The sequence below is a fragment of the Pseudomonadota bacterium genome (assembly GCA_010028905.1).
In the GTDB taxonomy this organism is placed as follows: domain Bacteria; phylum Vulcanimicrobiota; class Xenobia; order RGZZ01; family RGZZ01; genus RGZZ01.
This window is the reverse complement of record RGZZ01000160.1, coordinates 1-10,048: the sequence shown is the minus strand read 5'-3', so window position 1 is coordinate 10,048 and position 10,048 is coordinate 1. Positions and strand designations below refer to the sequence as shown.

Below are 10,048 nucleotides of genomic sequence, written 5' to 3'. Positions count from 1 at the left end.
ACCAGGCGCTGACGCAGCCAGGTGTAGATGCTGCTCCTCCAGAGGAGGGAGCGCAGCGACGATACGAACGGACTGCCCCGTCGCACGGCATCTGAAACCGTGTCTGGCATGGCGTCTCCGTACATGTACTCGAGAACCACGATGTCCGGCTTGAGCTTCGGACCCAGCTCAGCCAGGAGATCGAGCCCCTGTCTGCTGGAATAGCCATTGCACCCCCCGTTGAACACACGAACGCGACGTCCGGTCACGCGCGCAAGCTCCTTCTCGAGCGTGCGATCGAGGGTCTCCGAATCCTTCAGACCGGCTCCGAAGATGCAGGAGTCACCCAAGAGCAGAACCGTCAGGTCGGCCTTCCCTGCCTCGGGCTCTGCACCGCGAATCCCGATAGAGCTCACGTTCACGAAGTCGCGGCACTGACCGTCGAACCAGCGCCCTGGATTGAGCGTCCAGAAACGTGTCGCATGGGCGCGATGCAGCCCCACGGGAGCCTCCACGTAGTGGCTCGCGATGGCCTCCGCACAGAGCAGCTCGAGGGCCACAAGAAGCAGCATGAACGCAGTCGCGCGCAATCTCCCCCCGCGACCGCCACGGGGCTTCGTGCTCGTCGTTGCGCAAGCGGGAGGCACGGATGGCGCTGCTTCCGGCGGTGGATCTGTCAGGGACATGCGCTGTCGCCCTGTGCTGGAACAAGGTGGGCACACACGCTGAACGGGTACCGGCGTCCATCGCGGGCACAGTCGACCGACCGCGTGGACGCGAGCTCGAACCGTGAGACGACGTGCGTCGTGGGATCGAGCTCGATGAAGCCCTCCATCTCGCCTTGCACCCAGTTCTCTGGGTATGGCCGCAACGCGCCGCCATCAACGCCCGGCTGCTCGAGAACGTACGTCGCCCTCAGCCCGATGGTCTCTCGGCCAGCGCCCATCGACAGCACGCGCGTCTGCATCGATGTCTCGTGCACCCTCCTCTGCGGAGGCGGGAATGGGGGATACAGGTGCGAGACGATGGAAGCCGCCACGCTCGGCGCGACATCATGCCACTCCCTACCCTCGGGAAGCAGCGCGGAGACCGCGGAGAGCGGCAGCACGATCCAGTCACGACCTGGCGCCTGATACTGCTGAAGGCCGAAGATGGGCGCGTAACGACGTCCGATTTCAGACAGGGTGAGCGATGGAGAGAAGCGCGAGACCACGCGCAGCTGCAGCCCCCCCGATCCGGGCGAAGACGAGGCGTTGCTGCGGTAGCGAACCGGCTCCCCCGCGGCGAGGTGGTGCTCGCGGGCATACGACACCACCTGCGCCGGCAGGCCGTTGGTCGGCATCTGGGTCACCTCACCCGACTCCTCGAACACGTGAAAGCGGACTGTGGGAAGATTGGGAGCACTCTCGATGCTGCGTCGAACGATCTGGCCGATTCGGGCCGCCTGCGCGCTGCCCACCATCGACTGACCGGAAATCTTGTCGACATCGACCACCACGGCGACAAAGCAGCGGCTCAGGGCTTCCACCAGGGCTGGGTTGCAGAGCGACACGGCTCTGTGTGCGGCGCCCTCCGTTCAACAGGCCCCCTCGAGATCGCCCTTCACCGTGAAGACGAAGATCGGTCGATGCATTCGATGGGCGGTCAGAACAGCGGCATCGAGGTCATGCGCCCATCCGATCTCTTCCCAGCGCCTCTCGGCACGGCTCAGATCGAGCTCTCTCACCCGTCGCGAGACCCGTGTCATCTGCTCCAGGGCGGACGAGGGCTTGAACGCCTCAGTTCCTGCCAGCAGAGCGACTGCCGCCAGGAACAGGAGAAGGGTGAGGCAGAGCGGCGATCGCCTGCATCGGACGGGCGCCGACGCCGGAGGCGCCTCGGTGTCACTCACTGCGTCTTGTAGAGCCTCGCCATGCCGGCGTAGGCGAATCTCTCGTTGCTCGGCCCCAGAACCATGGAGGCGCTGTCGGTGACGATCTCGATCTCGCTCACCTTGTTGGTCGCGGTGTCGTATCTGAGGAATCCGAGTATCGACGCTTTCGCCTCGACGATGTAGGTCCAGTGCCCCACGGTCTTCTGCTCAGCCTCGGAAGGAGCGCCCTGTTGCTCAATGCCGTCGCGTCGAACGGTGCGCAGCGCCGACTGCTCGCGTGGGGCCAGGTGAAAGGTGCCTTCGAGGCTCACCGTGCGCTGCGTGCCCGTGGTCTGCACCACTCGCGCGCGCAAGGCCGCCTGACTCAGACGCGCGATGGCCTGATCTTCGGGGTCGTTCTCCGAGAGGCGTTCCGGGGCGGGGTTCTCTGGCGCAGGTCGCAAGGCCACCAGCACCTTGCGGGTGATCGCGGTGGGCACCTCGTAGGTCGAGGTGCCGTCGGGGGGAAGGAGCTGGCGCACCTCGTCGGCGCTCAGCTCGATCCAGTCCCGGCGAAAATCGGGCACGCGTCCCGGGTAGCGGGTGACAACGCGCACCGACAGCCCTCCCGCGGGAACGGGATGCACATAGGCTGGAAGGGGCTCTCCTTCCGCCAGCTTCAGCTCCTTGATGAGATCATCGACCGTGCGGGCCAGCGCCTCCGGATGGTCGAGGATGTAGCGCGTCGTGAGATTTCTGGGACGGCCGCCTTCATCGATGAGCACCACGTTGTGGTTCTCCCGCAGCTTCACGCCACGCGGCGCCAGCCACTCGACGGCCTTCTCGCGCGTCATGTACAGCGGCACGAAGTGCCGGTTGATGCGGTCACTGATGTACTTGTTGCAGAGCGACACGGCCCTGAATCCTGATCCGCCCGCTCAACATTTCCCGTCGAGGTCGCCGTACATTGCGAAGAGAAAGACCGGTCGATGCTTCTCTCGCGCGACTGCCAGCGCTTTGTCGACATCGAACTGCCACCCCATCTGATCGACCACCCGCTCCTCCGGTCGGAGCTCGGCCTCATCGACGCGGGTCTGCACGCCCGACACCACGGCGGCGTGATCGACCATGGTGACCTTGGGCGCCTCTGAGGCCGCCTCTTTGCGAATCGCGCGGTGAGAGAGAAGCAATCCGAGGAAGACGACATTGCACGCGAGCAGGATGAAGAGCATCGTGCGACCAGCACGCGGGTCTCTGCGCTTGACTGTGCTCATGGTTCGAGCCCCTCTCTGCAATGTCGGCCGGCTCACCCCGGGCAGGGTCTGGAACGCGACGCCTGGAGAAGCGCCATAGCGCTTGATCGCAACGGTAGAACCGCTTCCTGTGAGGTTCGCGCCCTGTTCTCGCCTTCCTCCCCCGTGTCTGCAAGGCCATGTCGTGCTGCGACCGCGCACGGCGACGACGTGCGGAAGAGCGGAGGACAGGCGTCAGAAGGTCCAGCCTGGGCGAAGGCGGGCCTGGCGAACCGCCTCGAAAGCCGCTCTTGCCGCGTCGGCCTGGGCTCCCGAGACAACCCCCTCTCCCCGCCCATCAGCGATGCGCATGGGCATCGGGCTGCGCTGACCCGAACCCGACGGGGTGGCTTGCAGCACCCCTGAGACGGCCGCTCCCCAGAACGAGATCTGCCCGACACTGAAGCTCATCGCTACCCGAGACCCGTCTCCCTCCGTCGACTCGCGACGCCCCCCGCCGCGGGCGAGCTCGACCAGGGAGCGTCCCGGGAGATCCGGGAGAGGTTGCACGCCCGCGAGTTCGAGAATCGTGGGCATCACGTCGACGAGCTCGACGATGTCACGCACCCGCGCCCCCCCGCGAAGCGCCCCCGGCGCCCACACGATGAGCGGAACGTGGGCCAGCTCATGATCAACCCGGCCCGCGCGAAAGATGTACCCGTGCTCGAGCAGCGAGGCACCATACTCCCCCACCACGACGAGCAGCGTGCGGTCTTGCAGCTGGAGCGCATGGATCTGCTCCATGAGCTCGCCGAGCGACATGTCAAGTGACGTGACGGCGCCGTCGTAGGCAGACCGCACGTACCCCACGTCAGCGTCCTCGAGCCCAACCGTGGGGTCGGCCGCATCCATGGGCGAACCTTCCCGGTGCGCGGCCAGATCGGCCTTGTAGCGCGCCGCGTGATAGCGCCCGTCGGCCACGTACATCCAGCCGTAGGCGCTGCCCCCCACCAGCTCGAGGCCGATGCCGTCGTAGCCTGGCGCCTGCAGCCTCGAAAGCCCCAGCGGAGCGCGAAAAGGGGGGTGGCCGTTCAGCGAATAGAGAAGGGCAAAGGTCGGCGTTTGTGTCACGGCCGCCGAATCGAGCGCGGTGAAGCCGTTGTGCACCACATCGAAGCCGTGCCCGAAGCCGAGAGCGGGTGCGAGGAAGTTTCCGGCGTATGACACGGTGCGATATCCTTGCGCCGACAGCTCCGACGCCACGGTCGCGTGCTCGGCCGCCGCACGGAAGTCTCCGGTGTTTGCGATCCACGACTGCGCGTGCGGCGGGGGAAGCGCGCGGTTTCCATCGCGCCGTGCCTGGATGCCGGGGAGCCCCGTCGACGTTGCCGCGTCGGTGAAGAGCCGGCTCGGATAGAGGCCCGTGAGGATCGATGATGACGAATAGAGGGTGTGATTTGCCTGTGCGAATGCATTCTCGAAGACCACACCGTCGGCGGCGATGCGATCGATGACCGGGGAGACCGGCGCCGGGTTGCCGTAGCAGCCAAGACGATCAGGGCGCAATCCGCACACCTCGACGAGCACGATCAGCTGCGGGCGCCATGCACCGCCGGGGGAGGCACCCTGCGACGCCGGACGAGAGAGCAGCAACACGAGCACGGTCGCGGCACAGACCACGGCCAACCCGGCTCCCGTCGCCGTCGCACGCGCGCGACGCGCGGCCGGGCTCATCGACGCATCTCCCGCTGCCAGGCGCGCATGTACTCCCCTGTATCGAGCACCCCGTCGCCATTCGCGTCGGCACGGGCGAACTCGTCGGCTGCGCCGTAGCGCAGGAAGGTCTCACGCGACACCCGCTCGCTGCCATAGCGCAGCAGCAGCGTGCGATACCGTACCTCGCGCCGGTATTCGACGGGCATCTCAGACGACACCGGCGGCACCCGTTCGACCTTCGCCAGGCGTCGAGACGCAACACCGATGCAGACCGCGACAAGCAGGTTGGCCAGCGCCATCAGTCCCGCGCTGCGACGCTGCCAGCGCGCGGTGTCAGAAATCGTAGCCATGTTGCTGCAGCGCGCGTCGCAGCGTGTCGCTCATCGGCACGCGCACCTCGCTCCTCCCGCGCTGCTGCTGCCACTGCGCCAGCTGTTCACGATAGGCTCGCGCCACGTCGGGCATCTTCTCGGCCAGATTCCTCGATTCGGTGGGGTCGCTCTCCAGATCGTAGAGCTCACATGTCCCCTTGGCCCGGCAGATGAAGAAGCCCGGACGCTTTGGATCGGGGGTCCCTGACGTCACGCCTTCGTGCGGGCCGAGCGAGATGTTCTTGATGTACTCGATGAATCGCCAGCGCCCATCACGAACGCTGCGCCCTTCGAGGTTCCAGGTCTCAGCGTAGGTGGGGCGGCGAAGCGGCGGCGACTTCCGCAGATCGAGGCCCACACACGGCACGGCTTCCAAGCCCGCGAGCGAGAGCACGGTGGGATAGACGTCGACGAGCATCACGGGTGCCTCCTCCACCTTGCCCGCGGGCCCCAGCCCGGGACCCGAGATGATGAGCGGAACGGCCAGGCTCGGCTCGTAGAGGCCGTGGCCGGACAGACCGTGCACCGGATCGTAGCCGTGCTGGGCGGTGGCCACGATGATGGTCTTGTCGAGCTCGCCCCGCGCCGCGATGGCATCGAGCACCTCTCCGAGACACCGATCGCTCTGCGTCACCGCCTCATCGTAGTGCTGGTCGGCCCCGTGCATGTCCCAGTACATGAGCCACATGAACCAGGGCTCTCCGGGCGCGCGATGGCGAAGCCAGTCAAGTGCGCGATCGGTGGTGTGCCGCGCGCTCCATCTCCCCTGCTCGGTGGTCTCAGTGGGGCCTTCATAGGTGTCGAGACCATCCCGGATGCGCGGATCGACCAGCTCGAGCGACGAGACGAACGCGGCCGTGGCGTGTCCTCGCGTCTTGAACCGACGAGAGAGAGAGGTGGGAACGGGGTAGCCGCCGGTGTCTCGGGTCTCGCAGTAGAGCTGGCTGCACCATCGCGAGAACAGCAGGCTGAGGGTGCTCGCGGTGGTGGTGTCGGACTGCGCGTAGGCGTGCAGGTAGCGCGTTCCCCTCGCGGCGAGGCGATCGAGACTGGGCGTCACACACTCAGGATGACCGTACACGCCCACGTGATCGGGACGCAGGCAGTCGAGGGTCACCAGCAGAACGTTGGGGGCCGACGCCACTGACGGAGACGGCGTCGGTGCGTGTCGCTGCGCGCTCGGAACCCGCAGGCACAGCGCCAGCGCGAGCCCGTTGAGAAGCAGCAGGAGCCCGATGCCCTTCTTCACGCGCGGCCTCTCAAGGCTCGATCCGGCGAGCGCTCAGCGAGAAGCCGGCCGGAGCCCCCGGAGGGGCCTTCGAATCGCGATGCTCGACCACCCGCTCGATCTCGAAGCCCCCCCGCGCAAGAAAGCGACGGGTTCCTTCCAGCGAGAGGCATCGGGGCTGCGCGCGACCGTCTTCGAGAATCACGATGCGCCCGCCTGGGCGGAGCGCGGCGCGAATTGAAGCGAGCCAGCGCAGGCCGCTCTCGAGACGTGTCGATGATCCGCCGCCCGCAAGATCTTCGTCCTTCACCTGGTTGGCGTGAATGTCATCGAGCACCGCCACATCGATGGTCGCGGGCGACAGCCCCACGGTCACATCACTCCCGGTCACGGTTCGCACCCGACGCAGATCGGGGAAGCCGTTCGCAGCGGCGAATCGGATGAACCCAAACACATCGTCGTCCTGATCTTCGGCCCAGACCGTTCCCCCCGTTCCGACCCGTTCCACGAGCCACGGAAGACGAACCCCGATGCCGCACCCGATGTCGGCCACCGACCGGCCCGCAAGGGACCCCAGAAGAGGCGCGGCCCGTTCCGCAAAGACCGCCGCTCTCGGCTCACTGAAATAGTCGCGCAGGATCTGGCGGACCACCCGTGGCTGCGGTCGATCCGGATCGTCGCACTGCGCCACGAAGATCGCCAGACCGCCACCTGGGCCGTCGCGGAAGAGATAACGGTACTCCACCTCCTGCATGGCGTCGAGGCCCACCGCCGCAGCCGTGCCTGCCTGCCGCACGCACCACGCATGGTAGAGCGCCACGCCCAGATCCGGAACGCGACCGCTCTCGACGCACGGCCGAAGCGCGTTCTCGGCTTGACGGGCCCGTGCTTCAAGCTCGGCCTTCGTCGCGGCGGTGCGCACCCCCTCGAGGTACGACGCAAAGCTCCGAGAAGCGGCGCGCAGGTGGGTGGAGAGCGACTCCCCCCGCGGCGGTTCCGCCCGCGTGATCGCGGACGGCGACACGGTCACGGGCGCCTGTGCGGGGTCGACCGCGCGCGACAGCGGCTGCAGCGCCTTCCAGGCCACCACGTTCAACCCGAGCAGCACCCCCACGACCACGATGGCGCGACGCGCGTGCGCCGAAGGTCTTGCGCGCGTCGTCTCGTCTACCTGCGCCGCGGCTGTGCGCAATCTTCGTGCTCCTCTCGCGAGACCGTCTGGGGATTCACGCTGTAGGCCACGACAACGAACGGGAGCTGGGTGTCATCGATGCCGCGGTACATGGCGTCGCTGGTTGCAAGACGGAGCGCGTCAACGCGACGCGTCGTGGCATCGAACGTGAGATAGCCGCACACCGCCGTCTCGCCCCAGTGGTTGTCTACGAGGGTGTCTCCCTTCCAGATGCCCTCGTCAGAGGTGGGGAACCAGTACTGGCGCACACGCAGCGCACCCTCGAGCTTCACCCGGTTGGGCCCTTCGAGCGTGGCGCGCAACCGAAGAGACTTCACGTCCTCCCGGGAGATGCGGTACTGATGCGTCGTGGGACGCACGAGCCAGAGCAGCTCGGTGGCCGTCTTGGCGTCGATCTCCCACGACTGCCCCACGGCCGCCCCAGGAGCTGGCAGCAGGGCGTCGCACCGCTGCTTCGGAAGCACCACCCACTCCTTCGTAGCCGCCGGTGCACGCAGGCGCAGCTGGTACATGCTGCGCACCTCATCATCGGCCCCGCGGTGCGCCTCGAGGGGAAAGCGGAAGGGCAAGCCCTTGGGCAGCCGATACGCGACCGGCTTCTCGAGCTGATCAGGCGTGAGGAATCGAGCGGAGAGACGCAGCAGCAGATCAGTCGGGGCAAGCCCCGCCGGCATGCGGGTGGAGGGTTTCAGCACGGGCGGTCTCTTCTCGACGTGATGGGCGTCGACGATACGCATGAGGCCATTGATGCTGGCCTCGCGCATCTGGTTCTGATGCTCCATGTAGATGCGGCTGAACGACTTCCAGTCCGGCGAGATGACGGCCGGGCCGAGTCGGATGCGCTGATCGAGAAGAGGGACGAGATCCGGCGCATTGGCGCGAACCCAATCGGCATCAGCCGTGGACACGCCGTCGCCGGCCTCGACCGGATACACGTTGATGGTGGCCGTCACACAATAGCTGTTGAGCAGCTTCACGAACTCGGGGTCGGAGAACAGCACGGTCCTCCACTCGCAACCCTCGTTTCAGGCCCTGCACTGGAAGACGTTGCCGCGATCGACCAGCAGGAACACCAGTCGATGGTGCTGGCGCGCAAGCTTGAGCGCCTCGGGGAGGGTGCGGGCCCACCCCAGCTGATCGTAGGCAGTCTCCCCTCCGCGCACGCGCCATCTCTCGACCGTGGCGTCGACCCATTCGTCGTCTCTCGACGCGAGCGGGGGAAGCGCCATGCCGCTCCAGAAAGCGGCGGAGCGATACCCGTCGTGGCGATGGCGGCTTCGCGCGGCGCGAGCGCCCCTCTCGCCGTTCGTGGCCGGAGGGGCGCCTGAGGCCTCGCCCGCCTCCGCCGTCGCGCGCGCAACCGAAGCACTGCCGGGTGGCGCAGCGCCTCCCCGCCCTGCGCGATACGAGAGATAGGCCGTGCCCGACAGCAGGCAGGCAGCGAGCGCGACAGTCATCGCGGCGCGTGACTTCATCAGAGTGCCCTCCAAAGAGCGTTCGAAATGCATTATACTTCATCGAGTCGTCGGCTTCCACCTCGAAGCAGCCCGATACAAAGCGAACGGAGACCCCGTCATGGCGAGCATCCCGTCGGGCGAACGCCTGCTCATCCGGAAGCGCTACGAAGTGGACGTGCTGCACGAGGGCACGATGTCGACGGTGTTCGTCGGCCGCGACCTGGAGAGCGGTCGCGAGGTGGTTCTCAAATCAGCCCTCTCGGCCGATTTCGAGCGTTCGAGCACGCTGGTCAAGGAGCGCGAGATGCTCAACCGCCTCGACCACCCCGGAATCGTGCGCGCGATCGACCTCTTCGCCCAAGACGACCGCACGGTGCTGGTTCTCGAACGCGTGCCCGGACACGATCTCGAGCACCTGCTCCGGCTCGGCGACCACCCCCCCACTGAGAGCCAGGTGCGCACCTGGGGGCTCGAGCTGGCCGAGATCCTGGGGCATCTGCACGCCCAGAGCCCTCCTGTGATCTATCGCGATCTGAAGCCGTCGAACATCATGGTTCGTCCGGACGGCCGGCTCGTTCTCGTCGACTTCGGCGCGGCCCGGGTGCGCACCGAGAGCCCGAAAGACACCGTGGCGCTGGGCACGCCAGGCTACGCCGCCCCAGAGCAGTACGGGGGCCTGGCCACCGACGAGCGCGCCGATGTCTACGGGCTGGGCGTGACCTTGTTCGAGCTCCTGACCCGACGTGATCCGGCGAGCTTCGGCTTCTCGTTCCCTCCGCTGCGCGATCTCGGGGTTGCGGTCTCCCCCTCGCTGGAAGCCGCCCTCTCGAGGGCCACGAGCGCGCGAGCCGCCGACCGATTCGCTTCGATGCAGGGCTTTCGCGACGCCCTTCAGGGACGCCCCCGTCGCAGCCCGCTCTCGCTCTCGATGCTGGCGCTCTGCCTGCTCCTCGCGCTGGCGGCGTGCGCAAGCCTCTCCGCGCCGTCGTGGGTGATCCGGTACATCGAGGGGATTGCGCTC

The 10,048-nt window shown here is 67.1% G+C and carries 12 protein-coding genes; 1 reads left to right on the top strand and 11 read right to left on the bottom strand.

The features are described 5' to 3' along the window. The 11 genes from EB084_12420 to EB084_12370 all read right to left on the bottom strand — a co-directional run. Positions 1-551: SGNH/GDSL hydrolase family protein (locus tag EB084_12420; GenBank protein ID NDD29060.1), on the bottom strand; the 551-nt coding region annotated here is incomplete at its 3' end. 104 nt (positions 552-655) lie between these two features. After that, a complete protein-coding gene (locus EB084_12415) occupies positions 656-1,531 on the bottom strand; it encodes a hypothetical protein (protein NDD29059.1) in 876 nt (291 codons plus the stop codon). Positions 1,532-1,555: 24 nt separating this feature from the next. Next, a complete protein-coding gene (locus EB084_12410) occupies positions 1,556-1,870 on the bottom strand; it encodes a hypothetical protein (GenBank protein ID NDD29058.1) in 315 nt (104 codons plus the stop codon). Continuing rightward, a complete protein-coding gene (locus EB084_12405; protein NDD29057.1) occupies positions 1,867-2,745 on the bottom strand; it encodes a hypothetical protein in 879 nt (292 codons plus the stop codon). The genes EB084_12410 and EB084_12405 overlap by 4 nt, the downstream gene beginning before the upstream one ends. Positions 2,746-2,769: 24 nt before the next feature. Beyond that, a complete protein-coding gene (locus EB084_12400) occupies positions 2,770-3,105 on the bottom strand; it encodes a hypothetical protein (GenBank protein ID NDD29056.1) in 336 nt (111 codons plus the stop codon). Between the two features lie 213 nt (positions 3,106-3,318). Continuing rightward, positions 3,319-4,797 carry a hypothetical protein gene (locus EB084_12395; GenBank protein ID NDD29055.1) on the bottom strand — a complete coding sequence of 493 codons (1,479 nt, stop codon included), beginning with the start codon at positions 4,795-4,797 and terminating at the stop codon, positions 3,319-3,321. Continuing rightward, complete coding sequence (locus EB084_12390; protein NDD29054.1) at positions 4,794-5,078, bottom strand: hypothetical protein; 285 nt, start codon at positions 5,076-5,078, stop codon at positions 4,794-4,796. Before EB084_12390 ends, EB084_12395 begins: the two co-directional genes overlap by 4 nt. A gap of 34 nt (positions 5,079-5,112) precedes the next feature. After that, a complete protein-coding gene (locus EB084_12385) occupies positions 5,113-6,399 on the bottom strand; it encodes a hypothetical protein (GenBank protein ID NDD29053.1) in 1,287 nt (428 codons plus the stop codon). 10 nt (positions 6,400-6,409) lie between these two features. Then, complete coding sequence (locus tag EB084_12380) at positions 6,410-7,570, bottom strand: class I SAM-dependent methyltransferase (GenBank protein ID NDD29052.1); 1,161 nt, start codon at positions 7,568-7,570, stop codon at positions 6,410-6,412. Beyond that, positions 7,546-8,571 carry a hypothetical protein gene (locus tag EB084_12375; protein NDD29051.1) on the bottom strand — a complete coding sequence of 342 codons (1,026 nt, stop codon included), beginning with the start codon at positions 8,569-8,571 and terminating at the stop codon, positions 7,546-7,548. Before EB084_12375 ends, EB084_12380 begins: the two co-directional genes overlap by 25 nt. A 24-nt stretch (positions 8,572-8,595) precedes the next feature. Then, the gene (locus EB084_12370) at positions 8,596-9,045 is read right to left on the bottom strand and encodes a hypothetical protein (protein ID NDD29050.1); all 450 of its coding nucleotides are present in this window, start codon (positions 9,043-9,045) and stop codon (positions 8,596-8,598) included. 100 nt (positions 9,046-9,145) lie between these two features. On the opposite strand from EB084_12370, the gene EB084_12365 reads away from it, so the two are divergent. Next, positions 9,146-10,048 (top strand): serine/threonine protein kinase (locus EB084_12365; protein NDD29049.1); only part of this gene is annotated, 903 nt, incomplete at its 3' end.

Excerpts from the sequence above, each read along its gene's own strand:
- EB084_12390 (NDD29054.1), bottom strand. The coding sequence starts at position 5,078 with ATGGCGCTGGCCAACCTGCTTGTCGCGGTCTGCATCGGTGTTGCGTCT.
- EB084_12400 (NDD29056.1), bottom strand. The coding sequence starts at position 3,105 with ATGAGCACAGTCAAGCGCAGAGACCCGCGTGCTGGTCGCACGATGCTC.
- EB084_12370 (NDD29050.1), bottom strand. The coding sequence starts at position 9,045 with ATGAAGTCACGCGCCGCGATGACTGTCGCGCTCGCTGCCTGCCTGCTG.
- EB084_12395 (NDD29055.1), bottom strand. The coding sequence starts at position 4,797 with ATGAGCCCGGCCGCGCGTCGCGCGCGTGCGACGGCGACGGGAGCCGGG.